Genomic DNA, 22,298 nt, shown 5'->3' on the forward strand with positions numbered 1-22,298 from the left:
ATTAGTATGTAAAATGATTTATACAAAAAAAACGACTACTAATTAAAATAGTAGTCGTTTTTTTGCATTTTATTTTTTCATCCAACTAAATTTTCATATGTTTTTTGTAAATGGTTCTTATCTATCTTTCCAACATGTGTTTTTGGTATTTCTTCTACAAAGATAAACTCTTTCGGAACTTTGTATTTACCGATTTTTGCTTGACAGAACTCTTTTAATTCCAGATTAGACACATGTTGGTCTGGCATTAACGAAACTACAGCAATTACCATTTCTCCCCATTTATGATGTGGAACACCAATCACAGCAACTTCGTTGATGGCTGGATGCTTACTAATGCATTGTTCTACCTCTAAAGGATAGACATTTTCCCCACCAGTAATGATCATTTCTTTCTTTCGACCAACAATATAGTGATAGCCTTCCTCATCACATTTTGCTAAATCACCAGTATGGAGCCATCCATCATGATACGCTTCTTTAGTAGCGTCTTGATTATTCCAGTAATGATGGAATACATGCTTTCCACGAATTAAAAGCTCTCCTACTTCTCCAGCCTTAGCTTCTCTTCCATCTGAAGTCATGATTTTCACATCATTATAAAACATTGCCTTCCCAACAGATCCCCTTCGAAATCTTGAAATCTTAGGGTCAATAAAGAAATTGTTAGGACCCGCCTCTGTTAGGCCATATCCTTCTTTAAAGGATAATCCCTTTTCTTCAAAAGCCTGATAAATTTCTAGCGGGCATGGAGCTCCACCTGATAAGAAAGTATGCATGGTTGGGAATTTTACATCCTTGAAGGATGGTGTGTTAACCATCATATGATACATCGTTGGAACAAGTAACACGACCGTACAACCCTCTTGATTGATTATCTGAATCGCTCGATTAGGCTCAAAATTATTCGCAATTACTACCTTGCCCCCCATCATTAAAATTGGAATGGACAAGGCATTTAGCCCTCCTGTATGGAACATTGGCATATACGTCAATGTCACATCTTCTGCTGATAAATTCCAGCTCACGATTGTATTTAACCCATTCCACATAATCGACCGATGGGATAGGACCACTCCCTTTGGTTTACCTGTTGTACCTCCTGTATAAATAATTGCTAATGCGTCATCTTCTTCAATCATTTCCCCTTGAACATAGGAGATACTTTGTCCATTCGCAATTTGATGATATTCCACTGAATCAATGTTTATGATTTTCCTAGATGATTTGTCACGCAATAAGCCTTCCAAATGACTAGATAATGCTATTAACTTTGGTGATGAATTTGAGAGGATATAATCTATTTCTTCACTTGATAAACGCCAATTTAACGGTACAAAAATTGCCCCGGTTTTTCCACATGCAAACAGCAAATCGAAATAACAAATATCATTCGGGGATAGGAGTGCAATCCGATCTCCCTTTTTAATTCCAATTGTTTTGAAATAATAGGCGATGTTTTCCGCACGTTTATTTAATTCTTGAAATGTAAAGCGGCTCCCCGTCTCTCCATCTACAACAGCAATCGAATCAGGTGATAGTCGAGCCCGATTTGCGATCCAATCCAGTTCCCACCTCACAACTATCTCTCCTTACGTCTACTTAATTCTATTCTTACTATAGAAGCTAGTAGTTACATAGAAGTTACATTAGGATATGGGTGTGGGAAAAGTATGTACGGTTTGTCTTTGAGATGGGCTATCAGAGACAGTTCGTTAAAAACGTCCTTACACTTGGTCTTTGAAATGGATTATCAAAGATGTTTCACCACAAAAATCGTTTATTTTTGTCTCTCATCTAATCCCTCAACGACATTTCCCCTATGCATCTTTCTAATTATGTCCTTGAACAGAAAACTTCTTTAGGCAAAAAAAATAGGAGCCTTAAAATCAGCTCCTAGGCGAATCACATCATTATTCCACCATCAACATGTAGGGTTGTTCCGTTTACATAATCAGATTCATCAGAAGATAAAAATAAATATGCATTGGCAATATCTGAAGGCTTTCCGAGCCTTTGCAGAGGAATCATCATTTTCATTTGATTGATGACCTTTTCAGGAACGGATGCAACCATCCCTGTTTCGATAAATCCTGGTACAACTGCATTGACATTAATCCCTTTTCTTCCAAGTTCTTTCGCCCATGTTTTCGTCATTCCGACTACTGCCGCCTTTGATGCCGCATAATTGGTTTGACCAACATTCCCATACACACCCGTTACAGAAGAGGTACTGACAATTTTCCCTTTTCCGTTTGCAATCATATGGGGAACGACAGCTTGAGTACAATTAAAAACACCTGTTAAATTTACGTCAATAACCTTTTGAAAATCCTCCTGAGAAAGCTTTGTCAGCATTGCATCCCGAGTAATCCCTGCATTATTTATTAAAATATCAATCTTGCCAAATCGCTCCATTACAGCGGAAACCATTTCATCAACGCTCTCTCTGTTTGCTACATCGACCTGAAAAAATTCAACATCTGCACCTTGTTCTTTCAGTTCTTTTGCTCTCTCTTCTCCTGTTGTATCATAGTCTGTTAAAGCAACCTTCGCACCTTCACGTACAAATGTGATAGCGGCTTCTAGTCCTAGCCCATTTGCTGCTCCTGTTATGATTGCCACCTTATCCTTTAATCTCATTTTGCTGGCTCCTTTTTTCCGATAAATTCATGCATATGTGTTAACAATAGCTCTAAGTTATCAATTAATGGAGAATGCCCACAATCTTCAAGTTCAATAAATGTAGCATTATCTCCTAGATCCTCCATAATTTCCTTTGCCATACTTTCAACTACCACATAATCTCGATCCCCACGTAATACTAAGACTGGGATTGTGATATCATCAACCTGTCCTGTTCCTTCTGTTAACCCATTGTGGTGATGGCTGATGTTGAACGTATTTAGTGAATAATAGACATCAGCAAGATTCCGTTGAGTCATCATATCCTCTAGGTACTCATCGTAATGAGCCTCTCTAGGCTGATTTTTAGTGTATATAGCAGCATTCCAGATTGCTTTCAGGACTTCTTTATCTCGATTGTCGTAGGCTGTTTGAATTGGGATTGTTCGTGCTAGATCACTAAGAATATCTTCCATTGTCTTCAAACGGTTTGAAAAGTCCAATTGTCCGTCGGCACCTAAGCCAAAGATTGGAAAACCTCTTGTTGATGCGGATGCGAGTAAAACTAATTTTGAACAAAGTCCCGGATGGTCAGCTACAAACTGCATTCCTACGGCTCCACCTGTTGACCAACCAGCAATAATAAAATCTGATAATCCTAATTCATCAACAAATAGTTTAATATCATCTGAGAAATCCTTAATCGATTGTACCGGTTTATGGTAGGTTGAAATACCAAAGCCTCTCATATCCACCGCATATACCTTGTAATCGCTATCAAGATTTTCGATGACAACATCCCAATGTTTAGATGACGACATGTTCCCATGAATGAGTAGAACTATTTTTTCTCCTCCTTCACGTTCCCTGTAGCCCAATGTTTCCCCATTTGCGAGATTAACAGTTTTCAGTTCAATTACTGACATTCACAGTCCCCCCATTTAATTGTCGTGGCACCCCATGCATATCCAATACCAGCACTTACTAGAACAACAAGATCCCCTTCTTTTATTTTACCTTTTTTTTCCGCCAATTCCATAGAAAGTATCTGATCAATCTGACCTATATGTCCGAATTCATTCAGATAAATGGATTGGTCCTGGGTAAGACCTAACTCATTTAACACATAATCATGAGCTGACTTTTTCATGTGAAGAATGCCTAAGTAGTCAATATCTGTTTCGGTATACCCGCTTTTTTGTACAGCTGTTCGAATTACCTGAAGAAAGTTTTGCATCGACTTTTCTTCAAGTCGCTGTTTCATCCCTTCTGGATCAAGAACATCAAGCATATTTAATTTTTGTTCTAACGCTTCCTTTGTCATCGGGTTCTTTGTACCACCTGCAACTACTACGACATCCTCAGAAAATGCACCATCTGTTATAACATGACTTTCAAGTACATTGTTCGTGGTTATACCTTTTCGTAGCAGGATGGCACCGCCACCCGCTCCCAAATTATACATAAAGCGAGTTCTAGGATTCTCGTAATCAATAAAATCGACATTTCGGTAGCCACCCGCTAGTAATACCGTTTTTATGGAGTCATCTGCTTTCATCAAATCCTTTGCTACCTTTATCGCCATTATTGTCGTTCCACATCTCATTGCCACATCAAAGCCCCACGCATTCGAGGCGCCGAGCTCCTGTTGCATCTTAATGGCTGCTGTCCATAAAGGATATTCCTTGTGCTCTTCCCCTATATAGATGATTAAATCAATTTCCAATGGGTCAATGTTTGCCTTCTTGATGGCTTCTCTTGCTGCTTTTATGCCCATTTCACATGTATGGTCATCTGGTCCAGGAATCGGTTTCTTCAAAATACCTAGCTTGGTTTCTACGATTTCCTTGGGTATCCCACTTTTTTTTGAAATGTCTTCCGATGTTAAAAAGTCTTTCGGAATGTATATTCCTGTACTTAATATTCCAACTGCTTTCAAAGTAGGTCACTCCTCTATTACACGTTTCATAAACTCTACGGCATCATCTAAATCTGTCACAACTACCTCATCTTCCCCCTGGACATGACTAACCTTTATACGCCATTGCTTTTTCATTGTCTTGTTATCTACATCAACTAGAGCACAACGGACAACGAATGAAGTAATGGTTTGATGATCATTCATGGACCTCTCTCCTTAGCCGGCTATTTTTTCTTTTTCATATTCTTTCGTTTTATTCGTCCCTTTTCTTTTATAAAACCATGACTTAACAGTTCCCACGATTCCCATTGGGAAGAACATAACAGCTAATATATATAAAATGCCAAAGAAGATCATCCATCTTTCAAAAATCCAGTGTACCTTTGCGAGTCCAGTTAGCCAGTGGTGGGCAAATTCGATAAGTCCCGCTCCAATAATGGCCCCAACTAGTGTTCCAACTCCTCCAATAATCGTCATGAGAAGAGCATCGAGGGTTACATCGAGAGCAAATACCGATGTATTGACAAACCTTAGTGTGACAACGTACATGGAGCCGGAAACACTTGCGATTACCCCCGCGACAATACTTGCAATAATTTTATAATGAATGACATTGTAGCCTAGTGACTCTGTGCGGGGTTCATTTTCACGAATGGCTTGGAGAACCCTGCCAAGAGGAGATTCTGTGAATCTCTTTAACATTAAAAATACGATAATCATTAGAAGCAGTGTGACAAAATAGAGGGTCATACGGTCTTTTAATACATCTGGAATCCGAAACGTAAATCCATCATTCCCTCGCGTTAATGATCGCCATTTTTCAGCGGCTACTAAAAACAAGCCCGAAAACGCTAACGTCAGCATGGCATAAAAGTGACTCTTTAACCGAAGTGAGAGCAAACCCACAATATAACTTAAAATGGCTGAAAGAATCATTCCAACTATGATTGATAGTAGAAAAATGGGAACTGTTGGCTCAAATCGATGTAAAAGTACACCTGTTGAATAAGCACCAATTCCAAAAAACATCGCATGGCCGAATGAAACAATCCCTGTAAAACCTAGTAAAATATCATAACTCATAGCAAAGACAGCAAAGATAAATATTTGTGTAAACAAAATCAATATGCTTCTAGTGTCATTAATAAGTGGATAACATAGAAGAAAAACCGCTGCCGCAATGTAAATGATGTTCGCTTTTGAAGAATTAGTTAGAAGCCTCATTTCCTCACCCCTTTGCCCCGAATAATCCTTGTGGTCTAAAAATTAATACAATGGCCATCAGCAGCATATTGACTGCTAATGATAATTCTGGGACATAGTATGCCATGTAAGCACCTGATAAACCTACTAAAATCGCTGCAAATAGAGACCCTGTAATACTTCCCATTCCTCCGATGACAACAACGATAAATGCGAGAATCGCAAATTCCATACCCATCTCTGCATAAATTTGTCCGGAATAAGGTCCAAGTAATACACCCCCAAGTGCTGCCATTGCTGCACCTACCATAAAAACGAGCATAAAAATCTTTTTAATATTAATTCCAAGCGATTGGACCATTTCCTTGTTGATAACACCTGCACGAACGATTAAACCAATCTTTGTATTTTTTAAAATGTAGTAAATAAGGAAGAAAACTAAGAACCCAACTAAAATAATAAATAACCGATATTTTATGAGGATAACTCCACCAAGCTCCCAGCTTCCACTCAACAATGCAGGAGTTTTCGCACTTAATTGATTTGGTCCCCAAACGACCTTTAACATTTCGGAAAGGACAATCATGACCCCAAGTGTTATCAAAATTTGCTGGACATGATTTCCGTAAACAGGTGTAACAATATATTTTTCAATCAACAACCCCAAAATTAATCCGGTAATCAAAGCTGTAACAATTCCAACTACGAAACTGCCGGTTTGCCCATAAGACCAAACACCAGCATATGCTCCCCATGCGAATAAACCACCATGGGCAAAATTTAAGACATCCATAAGTCCAAAAATTAGGGTTAACCCTGCTGCAAGCAGGAAAATCAACATACCTGTAGCAAGTCCATTGATTGTTAAATTAATGATTGCATCCACAAATTCTCCTCCTCCCGTTAGAATATCTCGTTAGGCAATTCCTAAATATTGTTTGCGGAGTTGTTCATTTTCCTTTAACTCCTTCATTTCGCCACGATGAACGGTTCTTCCATCGTCAATGATGTAAAATCTGTCTCCAATTGTACTTGCCATAATAAAGTTTTGTTCAACAAGTACAATTGAAGTCTTAGACTTTATCTCTTGGATCGATTCCATCACTTTTTCTACCACAATAGGGGCTAAACCCTTACTTGGTTCATCTATCAGCAGTAAATCATTATTATTGACATAAGCCCTTGCGATCGAGAGCATTTGCTTTTGCCCACCGCTTAGGTTACCCCCTCTTCTTTTCCAAAACTTCTTCAGGTCGGGGAATAAGTTCAACATATAATCGAGACGTTCCTTAGTTATGTCGTTTTCCTTTTTGATAGCGACTTTCATATTTTCTTCTACTGTTAACTCACCAAATATTCCTTGATCCTCTGGTACATAGCCGATCCCTTTTGCGGCAATATGGTAGGTTGCAAGACCTGTAATGTTTTCTCCATTAAATTCAATTGTTCCTTTAGCAGGAGGATTGAGTCCCATAATTGACCTTAGGGTGGTTGTTTTGCCTGCACCATTTCTACCTAAAAGAACAGTTACTTCTCCTTTTTTTGCTTCAAATGAAACACCTTGTAAAATATGAAATTGGTCTATATACGTTTGAATTCCTTCTACCTTAAGATGCAGTGTCATCGTACAAACCTCCCAAATAGGCTGATTGGACTGTTTCATTGTTCATGATTTCTTCCGGCGTTCCATCCGCTAGCAATCTCCCATTAAATAAAACCATTACACTATCAGAAAGGTCGAGGATCATATCCATTTTATGTTCAATTAAAATGATCGTACGATTCCCTTCCGCTTTTATCTTTTTTATGACCTCAAGGATTGCCGGAACTTCCTCCAGTGACATTCCAGCAGTGGGTTCATCTAGTAATAGAACCTCTGTCTCCAATGCCAAAAGCATGGCAATTTCTAACTTTCGTTTTTCGCCATGTGCCAAATTTTTTGCAATTGCATTTGCTTTATTATCAAGAAGAACAAGCGATAAAATGTGTAAAGCTTTTTCTTCGAATTGTCGATATTTACGGAAGTGCTTAATCATTTGATACCTTACACCTGCCACGGATTGAACAGCTAATCGAACATTTTCTAATACAGTCAGATTTGGAAAAACATTTGTAATTTGAAAGGAACGGCCGATTCCTTTTCTTGTACGTGCGGTTGGAGATAGCTTTGTAATATCTTCACCTTTTAAGAAAACTTGGCCATTTGTTGGTGAAAGCTGGCCACTTAGTAAATTGAAAAAAGTTGTTTTACCTGCACCATTTGGTCCGATGATGGATTTGAAGTGGTTAGGAGGAACGGTAAAATTAACCTTATCAACTGCAACATGTCCTCCAAATGCAATTGTCAGATCCTTCGTTTCAATAATATTTTTCACGTCATCTCACCTCTTTTTTCTTGGGTCATTTCTACAAGATTGTTGTTTTTAAAACATAGGGTGTTTTATGCTCCTGGTACTCACTTTCCGCGGGCGATCCGCAAGCCTCCTCAGGCCTACACGATGTAGGTCACGAAGCCGTTGCCACAGGACGTGGCGCTCTTAGGCTTCGAACATTACTTGGTCTCGCTGGGCTCGCTATTCCCGCTGGACGTTGAGTTTGCTTCCTAAAGACTACACCGCACGAAGAAAATGCTTGTATTTTCGAGGATCTCATACCATCCGCTGAAATCACAGGAAGGTCAATAATTACTATTCCCTTCGCACAATCATATCCAAAAACAACAAAGTTTTCGAAAACAGCCTTTTTCTAAAAGGAAACTTCGGTAGAAAAATACTACCGAAGCCTATATGTTTCATTAGTTGCGAACTGGTGGAGCTGTTTCCTCAGGGCTTAGCTCTCTCATTAAGACTGGTACTGGATAATCCACACCATCAACTTTTTCTAGGCGAATCGCATATAAAGTTTGAAGGGCTTGGTGGTCATCTTCACGGAACGTCATTTTTCCTTTAGGCGTATCAAAACTCATGCCTTCCATCGCTTCGATGAGCTTATCTGCATTTGTATCGCCATCCGTCTTTTTAATTGCTTCCACAATTGCTAATGCCGCTGTCATACCACCTGGAGTAAATAGGTCAGGTACCTCTCCATTGAACTTTTCTTTATGTTTTTCAACTAACCAATCGTTAATATCATTTTTTGGAAGTTGATGATAGTAAACTGTGAATCCTTCCATACCAATTAAAGCATCCATGGTCGCAAGTGCCGGAATATCTGGAGCACCTGTCGAGATTTTAATACCATTTTCTTGGACCTTCATATCTGCGATTTGGTTCCAAGGTGTGTTTGCACCAGCCCATACAACATATAAATAATCAGGCTTTGCTTCAATAATCTTTTGAACATTTGAAGTAAAGTCAGTTGCTGCAGGGTCTGCATATTCCTCATGAATAATCTCAGCACCCAGTTTTTCTGCTGCTTCCTTAAAGGCTGCTATTCCATCACGACCGAATGCATAATCCGGAGCAAGTGTTGCAATTTTAACTCCTTTTTTTGCAATTGCTGCTGCACCTGCAACGGCATCCTGTGAAGAGTTACGAGCGGTTCTAAAAATGTACTCGTTCCAGTCCGCACCTGTAATACTGTCAGCTGCTGCTGGTTCAACAATCATGATTTTTTCGTATTCCTCTGCTAGTGGAAGAACGGCTAATGTATCCGCTGAGCTTGAAGAACCGACTAGGAAATCGACTCCGTCTTCCTCAATTAATTTAGTAGCTTTTTGAATCGCAACTTCAGGTTTTGTTTCAGTATCCTCAACAATAAATTGAATTTCTTGTCCATTGACTTCCATTGTTCCGTCTGTAGCGTATTCAAGGCCAAGTTCAAATCCTTGTGTTGTTTGTTTTCCATATGATTCAAGTCCACCACTTAATGAAGCAAGCACACCGATTTTAATCGGATCCTTTGCTTTAGTTTCTTCTGCTGATTTGCCTGAATCACCTGAGCTTGGTTTTTCTTCTTCTGTAGTTGAAGTTCCAGAACTACAAGCTGCTGCAACTACCATAAGCATGGCAAGCAAACTTAAGAAAAGCATTTTACGAAATGAGAATTTCTTCATTTTTCCTTCCCCCTTTTTCATCATAAAAACTGTAAAACCTCCTGCGACAATCGTACTTGGTAATAGTTACATTTTAGTTACAGTATCATTTGTATAGATTCAGCTAGCCTTCCATTTTATAGCAGTGGCAGCCCATGTATAACCTGTTCCAGCACTTACCGCTACAGCAATATCCCCATTTTTTAATTTTCCTTGTTCCTGCGCAAAATGGAGACCAATACAAGGGTCAAGTGCTGACATATGGCCATGATGATCTAAATAGACTGTGTTTACTTCTGGTATTTGTAATGTTTGAAGTAGTTCTCTAAACATGGAGCGTTTCGTATGAAGTGGGAGAAGAACTTTTATGTCTTGAGGTGAATATCCACTATTTTGTACTGCTTGTCGAATAACTCTTTCGAAATTTGGAATCGATACAGGGTCAAGCCGTTCTTTCATGCTAGACGGATCAAGAACGTCGATATAATGCTGTCTATTTTTTACTGTTTCCAAGCTTGGAAACAATTTGGAACCTCCGGCCGGTACACGAACATCTTCATAGAATGAACCATCCGTGATGATTGAACTTTCAAGAATTTCACTTGTAGTAGAATTTTTCGTGATTAATGCCGCCGCCCCGCCATCTCCAAAATTAAACATAAACCTAGAACGAGGATTATCATAATCGATAATTTGAGATTCTTTACAGCCTCCAACGAGTAAAATATTTTTAATTTTTTCATCTGATCGCAGCATATCCTTTGCTACTTTTAAAGCAATTGGAAAACAGGAGCTCACATTCATTAATTCAAATGCATAGGCATTTTTTGTCCCCAGCTCATATTGAAGTTTAGGTGCACATGACCAAACCAAGTAATCCTTATGAGGACTTCCAAAATAAATCACGACATCAATCGATAAAGGATCTATCTTTGATAGGATTTGTCTGGCTGCTTCGATTCCAAGGTCTGTTGCTTGCATCGAATCATCCGACACATGCTTTTGATGCAAGCCGAACTTCTCAATGATAACCTGTTCAGGAATTCCAGTTTTTTTAGACAAGTCCGCAGCTGTTTCAATTCCTTTTGGAAAATATACACTTGTCGCTTCAATGCCAATATTTATCATACAAATACTCCTTCTGATGGAACCATCATAACTGCTGTCCCAGTTAGTACAAGTTCGCCTTTTTGATTGTGACATTCCGTTAGTAATTTAACTCTATTCTTTTCTCTGTTATATTCTTGAATAGTCGCCATAGCTGTGATTGTGTCCCCAATAAAAACGGGTGCCGTAAACCGGATTGTTTGTTCCATGTAGACCGACCCTTTTCCAGGTAAATGTACTCCTAACAGCTGAGATAATAAACTAGATGTCAATAGACCATGTGCAATTCTTTTATTAAACCTCGTTTTCTTGGCATATTCATCATCGATATGAATGGGATTAAAATCCCCACTTAATTCTGCAAATAAATGAATATCGGTTTCTGTAATTGTTTTACTGCATGATGCAGTTTGACCTACATAATAGCCCTGCATTTTTACTTCTCCTCCTTTTTATGTATTCACTAGAAGGTTCTTTTGGATTTTTCCAGTCGCATTCCTAGGGAGTTGATCCATAAATTCTATTTTTTTCGGAATCTTGTATTTTGCTAAAAACTGATTACAATATTGAATGATTTCTTCTTCTGTTACTAAACTCTCTTTCGTTTTTACAACAAAAGCTACCGGGACTTCTCCCCATTTCTGATCGACAACTCCAACAACAGCAACTTCCTCAACATCTGCTAGCTTCCCAATGATTTGTTCAACTTCTAGTGGATATATATTTTCTCCGCCAGAAATAATCATTTCTTTTTTTCTTCCAACAATATACAAAAATCCCTCTTCATCAACCCTTGCTAAATCTCCTGTATATAACCATCCATCGCGAAGAGCCTCAGCCGTTGCTTCAGGTCTATTCCAATATTCCTTCATCACATTTGGTCCACGAACTATGAGCTCTCCAACTTCGCCGTCTTTTACGACATCTCCCTCAGAATCTATTAATTTGTACTCACAATACATAGCAGGCTTTCCAATCGAACCCATTTTTCGTTCGGCATCCTCTTTCAAAAGCATAAAGAGGGTAGGTGATGTTTCGGTCATCCCAAAACCTTGGCCAAATAATAACCCCTTATCAAAAAACTCCTTGATAATTTCAAGTGGGCATGGGGCACCGCCATTGTAAAACCAGCGAACAGATTTCAAATTTGTTTTATCAAATGATGGACTATGTAAAATCGCCTGATGAATTGTAGGAACCCCCATTACAATTGATGCTTGGTGTTGTTCAATCATCATTAAGGCTCTCTCAGAATCAAATTTCCCCTCAGGTAGAATGATGGTCCCACCAGCATACAAAGTTGGAAATGCAAATAAGCCTATACCTCCTATATGAAAGAGCGGAAGTAATAAAAGGGAACGATCACTAGATGTGATATCAATTGCGAGCGAATTATTAATCGCATTCCAAAACATATTATTCTGTGTCAAAACCGCTCCCTTCGGTTTTCCAGTTGTTCCGGAAGTATAACAAATTAAATAGGGAGCGCTTTCACTTGTCTCAACTGAAACATTCTCATTTCCGCCTTTTAGATATCTAACTGTGTCAATGGATATAATTTCTTTCAGGCAAGTTTCCTCTTTCAACGCATTGGATGTTTGTTGATAGATGTCTTCTATAAAAAGGGTCTCTGTCTCACTATCATTTATCTGATAAACAAGTTCATTTACTGTTAAACGAATATTAAGTGGGACCGCAATACATTCCAGCTTTGCGATTGCAAATAGTAATACAATGTATTCATATCTATTTTGAGACAAGATTGCGATACGGTCTCCTCTTTTTATACTCAAGTTAAGTTTTAAGTAGGAAGCTAAATTGTTTACATCTTGACTTAGCGTTTTATAGGTGATTTGTTCCTTTTCTGTGATAATGGCAATACGCTTCGGATGCAATTCAGCTCTTTTTTCAATCCAATAAGCAATGCCCTGCATAATGTACTCTCCCTTCTATCCTTTTTTTAGCCCTTCAAAAACAAGTGTCATTGCAGCCTCAAAAGCCTCTTCAGGAACGTCCTGCTGTTCCCAATAGACCCATCTCATCCCAAGAAACTGACCAATTGACATTAAGCAATAGGCAACCGTCTCCTGATCAATCTCTTTAAATTCTCCCACGCCAATTCCAGCGGACAAACTTTTTAAGAATCCATTAGCAAGTTTATCGTAATACCAGCGATAAAGATCCTTATCCACAACTACGGCTTGTTGTACGATACTATATAAATTTCTACGGTTTTTGACCCAAGTAAAGAAGGCCTTAAATCCTTGCCGTTGTGCTTCCTCGAAGGTTTTAGCTTTACCCATTTCTTCTTTAATGGCCAAACGAAGCTCCCGGCTATATTGACGAATGAGTTCATCAAAAATATCTTTTTTTGATGGGAAATAATTATAGAAGGTCCCCTGTGCTACATTTGCTTCTTGTGAAATATTTACAATGGAAGTTTCATAGTATCCCTTTTGTCCAAATACCTCCTCTGCTGCTCGTAGTAGTTTCTCTCTTGTCTCTAAACCTTTAGGGGTCAATACTTTTTGATCTGAGTTTGTTGTTTCTGACACCTGAATCACCTCTCAACTTTTATTATATACATAATAACTGACTTTTCAATATGTTTTTAAAAATAAAAAAACAAACCATTCCCAGAGGGTAATGGTTTATCAAACAAGTCATATTAAACTAGGTTTGATGTTGGAGAATCATTTCGTACATTTGTTTTGTTGGTAGCATTGGCTCGACTCCTAGTTCGTCCTCCAATGCTGATACGCATTTTCTATACCATTTGATGGCTTGAGGTCGGTTATTTTTATGATAGTAGCAAAACATCAGTAAGCGGTATGCTTCCTCCCATGTTCGGTCCTTGGCTATAATTTGTTCACACCAATAAATGGCTTCGTCAAACTCTTTTGTTTGAACAAAGCTTTGTGCAATCCGTTCAGCCCCACGTAAAAATAATACTTGAAGCCGTTCTCTTTCACTTATACACCAATCTTCATATCTACGATTCGGTAAATAATCTCCCTCGTATAACTCCAATGCCCGTCTTAAGCATTTAATGACCTGTTCGGTATCCTTTTCATGAAGGCCTGCATGTATCCATTCTTCAAACTCAATAATATCAAGCTGATAACCTGCTTGTTGGTTTAATCCATACGATGAGCCAATTCGTTGGATAAAAAATGGTGTTGATCTTGCCACTCGATTTGGTTCTAATGCATTATTTAATGCATTTAAAGCCACCTTAAAGTCTCTTGCTGCCGCCGCCTCGTCATGATCCGGCCAAAGGGTTGCAAATATTTCTTCCCTCGCAATCATTGTATTTCGCATTGTCACAAATAACTCAAGCAATTCTTTTGCTTTTCCACGCTGCCAATCAGATTCCTCCACTTCTTGGCTCCCAAGCCATACTCGAAATCTACCTAATGTTTGAATACGTAAGGTGTAGCCAGGATGGGACGTTATATTTGAATAGCCTAAATTATTTAAGAGTTGATTTACGTATGGAAGATGAATGCCTTCCTTCTGTGCAACGAGTAACAATGGTACAACATTATATAAATCTTGAGGTCCGAAAGTTGTGCGCTTCGTCAAGATAAAATCGTATCCACCAACCTGAACTTTATTAAGAAAACTAGTAATAACTTCGTTAAATGCATCTTTATCTTTCTGGTGATAATAAAGAAATGCAAACCAAAGCTGTGTTAGAGCAAGCCCATATTGATCACCACAATTTCCAAACAAGGCTTCACATCTTGTTAAATATTTGTTTGCATCCTCCCATTTTTCATTGTGGACAGAAGAAATGCCCATACAAAGTAAAATAAGTGCGGAAAGCCATGCATCCTTTACCTTTTCGGTTTCCTCCAAAGCCTTATTCCCAAATTCAATGGCACGATCATAGATGCCTCGATTTCCAAATAGAATACATAACCCCATTAACGGTTCTGCTTTACCCCTAGCAATATTTAATTCATCCATGATTTCAAGCGCCGTTTCATAGCATTGGATCGCAAGTGAAGTGTCATATTTATCAAGCAATTGGACCGCATGTCCCATGCGCATCCAGCCACATGCTTCAACAAATGGTGCTTGGAATTGGACTCCCTGTTTAATACCTGATTCCGCCAGTTCCTTGGCGTCTTGCCCATTCCCCATAAAAGACTCAATTAAGGATAATAACAAATCAGTTTCACGGTGCGACTGCTGTAAATGCACCGTTTTCTGGTCCTGTTCTACTACTTTCTTTTGGGAAAGAATTTTTTTCGCTTCAACGAGTTTTCCAGTCCGCAAAAATAATCTTGATTCTAAGTTTCCGTCCAATAAAGGGATATTGAGCTCTCGTCCTTTTTCATACCACTTTTTTGCTTTATTTGCATGACCAGCATTGGCCAGATTTTCAGCCATTAATTGATAGACCCTACTTTTATCTTCACTTGAGGAAGCTTCATTTTCTTCAAGTGCTTCAATTGCCTGTAATAAATACCGCTCAGCTTTCCCAGGTTGAATTGTATCAAGATAAATTTTCGCTTGTCCTTCATAGGCTTTACTTAACCCCTCTAGGTCATTAGCAGAATGAGCAAAGTGAATGGCTTTTATGTAACAATCCTCAGCGTCCTTATAGGAACAGCGATATCTTAACGCTTCTCCCTTATAGAGCCATAATAGATAATAATGGTTCATAAGTGATTCCGGAATCTTTTTCATCCGATCAAGAAGACCTTCAAGTTGTCCATTTTGAATCATCTTTTCTCCATAATGGTGGAGGATTTCTGCAATTCTTTCAAAATCCCCGGTTGCCTCAAGATGATAGATTGCTTGATTAAAATCTCCTATTCTTTGAAAATAGCGAGCGGTTTGAATATGAAGATTATGAAAATGCCGTTCATTCGTCGTATACAGGCGCTGTTCCAGGAACTCCTTAAACAATGCATGGTAGCGATATTGCCCTTCTCCAATGGAAAGCAAAAAAAGATTATGGTCGGATAGTTCCTTTAACATCTCACCTGAACTTCTGATTCCTAAAACTTCATCACACACTTTTCCGTTTAATTCATCAAAAATACACGTATTCTCAAGAAACTGTTGTACCATCGGTGGCTGTTTCATGAACACTTCCATTGCAAGAAAGCGAAACAATTCATCAAGTGTTTTCGATTTATTATTGAGAATTGCCTCTAGTCCTCCATCAGAAGCAAGCTGCCCTCGAATCATTCCAATCGCAATGATCCATCCTTCTGTTAAAGAAAAAATTTTCTTTATATCCTGATCATTCAAATCTCCCTCATATAAATCACTTAATAGAACCTCAACTTCATCAAACGAAAACACGAGGTCGCTCTGTTTAAGCTCAAGGAGTTCTCCCTTCACAGTCATCGAAGTTAGGAAATCCCAGCTTGGTTTGATCCGACTTGAGATGACTAAATTTAAATTCATTGGAAGATGTTGTATCAACCATGTCATCCAATGGTCTATTGAGGAAGAGTGTTGAATCAAATGATAATCATCAATGATAAGCATGACGTTCTTATCTAGTACAATGATCTCATTGATAAACAGTGAACAAAGTGTTCTTATTTCTTCATCCCGTACATATCTTTCAATATTCTCAACATAAAGAAGAAGTTCCGTCCCAAATCCTTGGTAATTTTTTCGAATGGCATAGACCACATATGTTAGAAAAGGAATAATATCGTCATCATTCGTGCCCACACTATACCAGCATGGCGTATTTATTTGATCATGAATAAAGGATGCAAGTGCAGTTGTTTTTCCGTAACCTGCTCCCGAGTGAAGAATGGTAAGCGGATACTTTGGAATCGTTTTCATTTTCTTCATTAAAGAAGGCCTTTGTAAAATGATGTCCTTTAAATTGGGTGGAGTAATTTTTGTTTGCAAAACCTGTATCTTAATCCCCATTGCATAACCTCCCTTCGTATCAGATGCACCCCGGTATATTTACGCCAAAATCAATTCATAATTTTGGTACTATTTTAACATATCCAAGCCAAAAAAGAACTCGAAATTCGGTTGAGTTCTTTGACATTGTTTATTATGTTGATCAATTTTTCCTTAATTCAATAATTCCATCTTGTCGAATGGCCAGTATTTTATATTTACCTTGCCTACAACTTGTTCCATTCTAATGAATCCAAAATGGCGGCTATCCCAGCTGTCTAAGCGATTATCGCCAATAACGAAAATATGATTTTCTGGTACGATTGACTCCCCTGTCACTTCTTCAAGGGTGAAGTCGCCTGTTAATTGACCTGCGACAATGTCTTCTTTAAATTTGTCTAAGAATGGTTCGGAAACACTTTTCCCATTTATATAAAGCACATCATCCCGGTATTCAAGCGTGTCGCCAGGCAAACCGATCACCCGTTTTACAAAATCCTCTTCTTTATTTTTATGAAATACAATGATATCAAAGTGGTCAAGCTCCCCTATTTTCATGCCGATCTTGTTAACCATTAAAAGGTTACCATCTTCAAGAGTTGGCATCATTGATTCGCCGTCGACTATGTAGTTCGTAAAAAAAAAGGTTCGTAAAAATACAACGATGATAAGACTGATTCCTAAAGATTTCACAAAAGAAAAATGATGTTTCTTCTTTGCTGGGGTTTCCTCCATTGCAACTCCACCCTTCGTTTTATCGTGTCAAGCCTCATCCTCCTTAAGAAGATTTGAATTTGGCTTTACCTTTAACCATGCTTCCACTCTTTTTCCGACAATCCAAAGCACAAATATTATGATGGCCACAATAATTGTTCGGACGGGTTGTTGAAAAAGAGCTCGTATATCATAGCCTATGAAGCTAATGGTAAATATCATGACTAATTTTCCACATAAAACAGCTAAAACAAATTGGGGGGTACTTACCCTTGATAGCCCTGCTACTAAATTAATTGCTGCAGACGGGGTGAAAGGAAAGCATAATAGGAGAAATAAAGGTCCAAATCCGTGCTTTTCTACCCAGGTTATAAGTCTTTTTATTTTTTTATGGCGACTGACAAATGAAAAGAATCGTTTTTGACCATATTTACGAACTAGGAAAAAGACAAGCAAAGAACCACCTATAGCTCCTATCCATGAATATAAAAATCCAAGCCAAAGTCCAAATGCATTTGCATTGGCGACAACAAATGCGACCAGAGGCAGAAACGGAAGAAACGCTTCTAGCATTGGAAGAACAATTCCAGGCAATGGACCAAACGACCGGTATTCACTTAACAAGTCTTCAATATTTTTCAATGTAATAAGTTCTTTAAGTGTTTCAATATCCATAGGTCTCTCCTTGCAAAAATCAATTCCAGCTTAGCGGATACAAAAATATTATCTTACTTCATATTGTACACCCATTTGGGCATTCCTACCAAAAAAATTCACTTTAATTACAAGAACAAAAGCGCAAGCGCCTTGAAATAGAACATCCTCGAAAATGCTATGCATTTTCTTCGTGCGATGATTATGCTCTCGAAGTTTTCCTTGTCCTGTGCAAGTCCGACAAGCATAAGACGAGCGCTGACAGAAGGCGCTTCTTGCCTTCCGAAGTGATTGACTTATGACCTCGAGGGCTAGGAGTGTGAGCTGGACTTGGATACACCCAATAAAAATTGTCCACAATGATAAATTTTATTATTTCCTAGACCAAGAAAAAAGACACTAGCAAGCACTAGTGCCTTTCATTCCTATCCTAAATATTCAACAAACCAGTCTTTAATATGGTTGAGTCGTGATAATCGTAATTTGGGGTTTCCGCTTCGTGATAATTCATGGTTAGCACCAGGGAAACGAACAAATTTTGTTGGTTTCTTTTGATGCTTTAATGCCACGTAAAACTGTTCTGCTTGTTCGATTGGACAACGGAAATCACGCTCACCATGGAGAATTAATAGTGGTGTCTCCACATTTCCCACATATTTTAATGGTGAATGCTCCCATAATTTTTCAGCATCTTCAAGGAGATTACCTTTGAGCTCCCATTCAGTAAAGAAGAATCCGATATCACTTACCCCATAAAAGCTGAGCCAATTTGAGATGGAGCGTTGTGTAACCGCTGCTTTAAATCGATTTGTATGTCCAACAATCCAATTTGTCATAAAACCACCATAGCTTCCACCTGTTACCCCAAGCTTTGTTTCATCAACAAAATCAAAATGGTCGACAGCATAATCAGTTGCTGCCATGACATCTAAGTAGTCTTTTCCTCCATAGTCGCCTCGGACAGCATCCACAAATTGCTGACCATATCCATGACTACCACGAGGATTCGTAAAGACAACCACAAAACCCTTCCCTGTTAAAACCTGAAACTCATGGAAATATGTATTTGCATACATCGCATGAGGACCACCATGTACTTCGACAATGGTCGGATATTTTTTGCCCTCTTCATAACCAAATGGCTTCATGACCCATCCATTAATTTCCCAACCGTCTGGAGCATTGAATGTAAAAGGCTCTGCATTGGACAATTCAACCTCTTGTAAAAATGCTTCATTCACATGTGTAAGTCGATTCAATTCACCTGTACTCAAATCTAAGTAATAAAGATCGCCAGGCTCTGTTGGTTTACTGATTCCTACCACTGCCTTATGATTATTTACCGTTAAGGCAAACACGTGTTGATTTTCAAATAACGACGGATACACTTCTCCTTCAATGGAACCGTAATAGACTCCCGTATTGCCATGGTTAGTTAATAGAAAATAAAAGCTTCTGCTATCGTCGTTCCATATAACACCAGGATTTGAACCGCCTAATTGGAAATCGGCAGCAACACAATCGCCAACATATGCATCGAGTTCACTAGTTAAACAAGTGAATTCTGAGCTATCAACTGTATAAAGCCAGATTTTCGGCAATGTTGCACCTGCAAACTCTTGTTCATGTCCAATAATCGCAATATATTTGCCATCTGGTGACCAAGATGGCAAGCCAAAGTTACCAGTACTACCCGTAATTTTATGGTAGCTTTTATCTTCTACTGACATTACATATACATCAGAGATTAAATTATAATCTGAATCCTCACTTACATCGCCAACAAATGTGATTTTCGTCCCATCTGGAGACCAACCACCTGCAGCATAATCATATTCTCCTGCTGTCAATTGCTCTATTTTACCAGAAGCGAAATCAACTAATGCAAGATGTTGATTTTTATTATCTAAAAAGCCTGCAGCATCTGATTTGTAACGAATTCGCTCGACAACCATTGGTTCAAGCTTCTTCTCATCTTCATCCTTTTTCTGCTTTTCCTTATCTGTGATGCTTTCATCCGGAGCTAAAGAAGTTGTAAATAAGATTTTTGAACCATCTGGAGACCAGATCGGATTTCTTGCACCATTCACGCAATATGTAAGTTGTTTCGGTTCACCACCGTTCACACTCATAGCAAAGATTTGCTGTTTGCCTGAACGATTGGATACAAACGCGACTGTTTCTCCATCAGGAGACCAACGTGGCGACCCATCTCGAACATCCCCAAACGTCCACTGTGTAACATTCCCATCTACAGTTCCAACATATAAATGTGAGCTATATTCATGCTTTTCCTTATTAATCTCTGTTTCCACAAACGCATAGCGCTTCCCATCTGGAGAAAACTGTGGATCATTCACTGTTTTTAATTCATATAAATCTTCTGCAACGATTCCTCTGCGTTTTTTCTCTGTCATCCTTCTCCCGTCCTTTATTACAGAATTGTCAAAGTAGTTAAAGTACTTTCTCTTCCATTATGCACTACAAATTAAATTATTTCGACACTAGAAATACTTTTTCCTTCATGTTTCTTGATTCTTTTAAAAAAATGTTCTATCATATACACAAACATATGTTCTAGAAAGAGGGATAATCATGACAAGAATTCCTGAGGATGACCGTGATATTTTTGAAAAAGCCATCTTCTTACCAATGGTTCTTACCATCCTTAATCGTGATCTTTCAGCAATAGAAACAGCTGGCTTTAAATTAAAAAAGCCTTATCTCCATTTACTTGAACATACCATGAAGAAAGTTCAAAAGGACCTCTACACAATTAAACTGCAAATGAAAAAGAAAAATATGAAGGTATGGGAAAAACAAAGAGATGAGGCATTTACTCTATTTTCATTCATGTATCGAGGCTATGAAGAGGAACATAACTACTTTAACCCACGGATTCGAAATGAAGTTCAACAGCTGCTCGAATCTTATTTGGTTGAAAAAAATACCAGTGAGTAGCAAATGGCAATATATGCAGGAATTTTTAAAAATCAGATATCAGATTTATTGGGTAAGCTATCGTTGATTTGAGGATTTATGACGAAATTAATGCGTTTATTCGGTTTATCCATTCGATTTGTGACTATAGTACGCAGTTGTGCAGTTCTATGGAGTTGGTTTTGGAAGGAGCCCTTCGAGATTTGTAGTTGAATGGCTTGCTTATTTGTAAAAATAACAGTCGTTTCCTCATGTAGACTAAACTTGCAATCTGAGACATAATGATGAGACAGCCAAGCACATTCCTGTTTTGTTGGAGAAGCGGTTGGAAATAGGAAAATCTTATTGGAAGCTTCTACAATGATCGGAGCCTTATGAGTCACCCCCATAATTTCACGCGTTCCTTCTTGCCGACCTTTAAGTGAGCTTCCAAAATAACGGCAGCTTCGGTCGACAATCTCAGTAGGCTTCATGGCTACTACATATTCACCTTCTACTTCAAGCACTCTTGAGCAGGTATGATTTCCCATTTCAATTGGAAGGACTGCCATTGTGTCAGGGTTGATCTCATATTCCACTAAATAATTGCTATTCTTAACTTCCATTCATTCATCCCCTTTTAAATTGTTTTAATTTTTGAACTAATGTAAGCATTTCCATAATATCACTTCTAGGTATTTATAACTATACCGTTCACAAAAAGTTCACAAAAAAAGTGGACTTCTTTTTAAAATGCTCTTTTCACAACGAAAGAATATTTTTAAAAGAATTCCACAAAGCCTTTTAATTGTCTAGCTCAAGGCGTCATCGGCTCTGGTCTAACCTAACGCTTAAAGGTAAAAACACCTTCTGTCAGTGCTCGTCTTATGCTTGTTGTCGATGCAGAGACGCGTATGCGCTTTTCTCATGAATTCTCATTTATTTGACCAAGTTCCTTTTCAGCAAGATATGCATTTGCTTGTTCTAATGTCGTATGTTCATCAATTGAATTACCTGCATAGACCGATTCCGAAAGAAAAGGATTATTCGTATCAAGTGAGTTTGACATCCCGAAAACTGGATTTAAGGGTGTATTCATTGGGATATCGTGATTTGTATGCTCATTTGGATTTTTCATTTTTTTCCACCTCCATTATTATGATGCATGAAAATTTAACAAATCATACTCCCATTTTGAGTATTCCAAATAAATTTTTAAAAAGCCCAAAAATT

Annotated in this window: 21 protein-coding genes; 1 reads left to right on the forward strand and 20 read right to left on the reverse strand. The window is 38.4% G+C overall.

Features of this window, described 5'->3' with window-relative positions:
• Positions 1–77: 77 nt before the first annotated feature.
• The 18 genes from DZB84_RS05285 to DZB84_RS05370 all read right to left on the reverse strand — a co-directional run bounded on the left by DZB84_RS05285 (position 78) and on the right by DZB84_RS05370 (position 20,563).
• On the reverse strand, positions 78–1,580 hold the full coding sequence (locus DZB84_RS05285) for an acyl-CoA synthetase (RefSeq protein WP_116351213.1): 1,503 nt from the start codon (positions 1,578–1,580) through the stop codon (positions 78–80).
• Between the two features lie 325 nt (positions 1,581–1,905).
• On the reverse strand, positions 1,906–2,643 hold the full coding sequence (gene fabG, locus DZB84_RS05290) for a 3-oxoacyl-ACP reductase FabG (RefSeq protein WP_116351214.1): 738 nt from the start codon (positions 2,641–2,643) through the stop codon (positions 1,906–1,908).
• A complete protein-coding gene (gene phaZ, locus DZB84_RS05295; protein ID WP_116351215.1) occupies positions 2,640–3,551 on the reverse strand; it encodes an intracellular short-chain-length polyhydroxyalkanoate depolymerase in 912 nt (303 codons plus the stop codon). Before phaZ ends, fabG begins: the two co-directional genes overlap by 4 nt.
• Positions 3,542–4,564 carry a 3-oxoacyl-ACP synthase gene (locus DZB84_RS05300; protein WP_116351216.1) on the reverse strand — a complete coding sequence of 341 codons (1,023 nt, stop codon included), beginning with the start codon at positions 4,562–4,564 and terminating at the stop codon, positions 3,542–3,544. The genes phaZ and DZB84_RS05300 overlap by 10 nt, the downstream gene beginning before the upstream one ends.
• A 6-nt stretch (positions 4,565–4,570) precedes the next feature.
• Positions 4,571–4,750: a hypothetical protein gene (locus DZB84_RS05305; protein WP_116351217.1), complete on the reverse strand. Its 180-nt coding sequence runs from the start codon at positions 4,748–4,750 to the stop codon at positions 4,571–4,573.
• Between the two features lie 12 nt (positions 4,751–4,762).
• Entirely contained in the window at positions 4,763–5,770 is a 1,008-nt protein-coding gene (locus tag DZB84_RS05310) for a branched-chain amino acid ABC transporter permease (protein WP_116351218.1), read from the reverse strand.
• A gap of 4 nt (positions 5,771–5,774) precedes the next feature.
• Positions 5,775–6,635: a branched-chain amino acid ABC transporter permease gene (locus tag DZB84_RS05315; protein WP_116351219.1), complete on the reverse strand. Its 861-nt coding sequence runs from the start codon at positions 6,633–6,635 to the stop codon at positions 5,775–5,777.
• A gap of 30 nt (positions 6,636–6,665) precedes the next feature.
• Positions 6,666–7,373 carry an ABC transporter ATP-binding protein gene (locus tag DZB84_RS05320; RefSeq protein ID WP_116351220.1) on the reverse strand — a complete coding sequence of 236 codons (708 nt, stop codon included), beginning with the start codon at positions 7,371–7,373 and terminating at the stop codon, positions 6,666–6,668.
• On the reverse strand, positions 7,357–8,124 hold the full coding sequence (locus DZB84_RS05325; protein WP_116351221.1) for an ABC transporter ATP-binding protein: 768 nt from the start codon (positions 8,122–8,124) through the stop codon (positions 7,357–7,359). The genes DZB84_RS05320 and DZB84_RS05325 overlap by 17 nt, the downstream gene beginning before the upstream one ends.
• A gap of 419 nt (positions 8,125–8,543) precedes the next feature.
• Positions 8,544–9,803, reverse strand: coding sequence for a substrate-binding domain-containing protein (locus DZB84_RS05330; protein ID WP_116351479.1), 1,260 nt, complete (start codon positions 9,801–9,803; stop codon positions 8,544–8,546).
• A 99-nt stretch (positions 9,804–9,902) separates the two neighbouring features.
• Positions 9,903–10,907, reverse strand: coding sequence for a 3-oxoacyl-ACP synthase (locus DZB84_RS05335; protein ID WP_116351480.1), 1,005 nt, complete (start codon positions 10,905–10,907; stop codon positions 9,903–9,905).
• Positions 10,907–11,323, reverse strand: coding sequence for a MaoC family dehydratase (locus DZB84_RS05340; protein WP_116351222.1), 417 nt, complete (start codon positions 11,321–11,323; stop codon positions 10,907–10,909). The genes DZB84_RS05335 and DZB84_RS05340 overlap by 1 nt, the downstream gene beginning before the upstream one ends.
• 18 nt (positions 11,324–11,341) lie before the next feature.
• Entirely contained in the window at positions 11,342–12,823 is a 1,482-nt protein-coding gene (locus DZB84_RS05345; protein WP_116351223.1) for an o-succinylbenzoate--CoA ligase, read from the reverse strand.
• A 15-nt stretch (positions 12,824–12,838) separates the two neighbouring features.
• Complete coding sequence (locus tag DZB84_RS05350; RefSeq protein WP_223254383.1) at positions 12,839–13,444, reverse strand: TetR/AcrR family transcriptional regulator; 606 nt, start codon at positions 13,442–13,444, stop codon at positions 12,839–12,841.
• A 118-nt stretch (positions 13,445–13,562) separates the two neighbouring features.
• Positions 13,563–16,799 carry an AfsR/SARP family transcriptional regulator gene (locus tag DZB84_RS05355; RefSeq protein ID WP_116351225.1) on the reverse strand — a complete coding sequence of 1,079 codons (3,237 nt, stop codon included), beginning with the start codon at positions 16,797–16,799 and terminating at the stop codon, positions 13,563–13,565.
• A 153-nt stretch (positions 16,800–16,952) separates the two neighbouring features.
• Positions 16,953–17,513: a signal peptidase I gene (gene lepB, locus DZB84_RS05360; RefSeq protein WP_116351226.1), complete on the reverse strand. Its 561-nt coding sequence runs from the start codon at positions 17,511–17,513 to the stop codon at positions 16,953–16,955.
• 27 nt (positions 17,514–17,540) lie between these two features.
• Positions 17,541–18,167, reverse strand: a complete 627-nt coding sequence (locus DZB84_RS05365; protein WP_116351227.1) for a TVP38/TMEM64 family protein — start codon at positions 18,165–18,167, stop codon at positions 17,541–17,543.
• A 404-nt stretch (positions 18,168–18,571) separates the two neighbouring features.
• Complete coding sequence (locus tag DZB84_RS05370; protein WP_116351228.1) at positions 18,572–20,563, reverse strand: S9 family peptidase; 1,992 nt, start codon at positions 20,561–20,563, stop codon at positions 18,572–18,574.
• A gap of 178 nt (positions 20,564–20,741) precedes the next feature.
• Here DZB84_RS05370 and DZB84_RS05375 point away from each other — a divergent pair, with 178 nt between their 5' ends.
• Positions 20,742–21,107, forward strand: a complete 366-nt coding sequence (locus DZB84_RS05375; RefSeq protein WP_116351229.1) for a YhjD family protein — start codon at positions 20,742–20,744, stop codon at positions 21,105–21,107.
• Between the two features lie 32 nt (positions 21,108–21,139).
• Here the strand turns inward: DZB84_RS05375 and DZB84_RS05380 are convergent, their stop codons facing one another.
• A complete protein-coding gene (locus DZB84_RS05380) occupies positions 21,140–21,691 on the reverse strand; it encodes a competence protein ComK (RefSeq protein WP_116351230.1) in 552 nt (183 codons plus the stop codon).
• Positions 21,692–21,990: 299 nt separating this feature from the next.
• Positions 21,991–22,203, reverse strand: coding sequence for a hypothetical protein (locus tag DZB84_RS05385; protein ID WP_116351231.1), 213 nt, complete (start codon positions 22,201–22,203; stop codon positions 21,991–21,993).
• Between the last annotated feature and the right edge of the window lie 95 nt (positions 22,204–22,298).

The organism is Bacillus sp. HNG (assembly GCF_003400205.1).
Classification (GTDB): Bacteria; Bacillota; Bacilli; order Bacillales; family Bacillaceae_L; genus Ferdinandcohnia.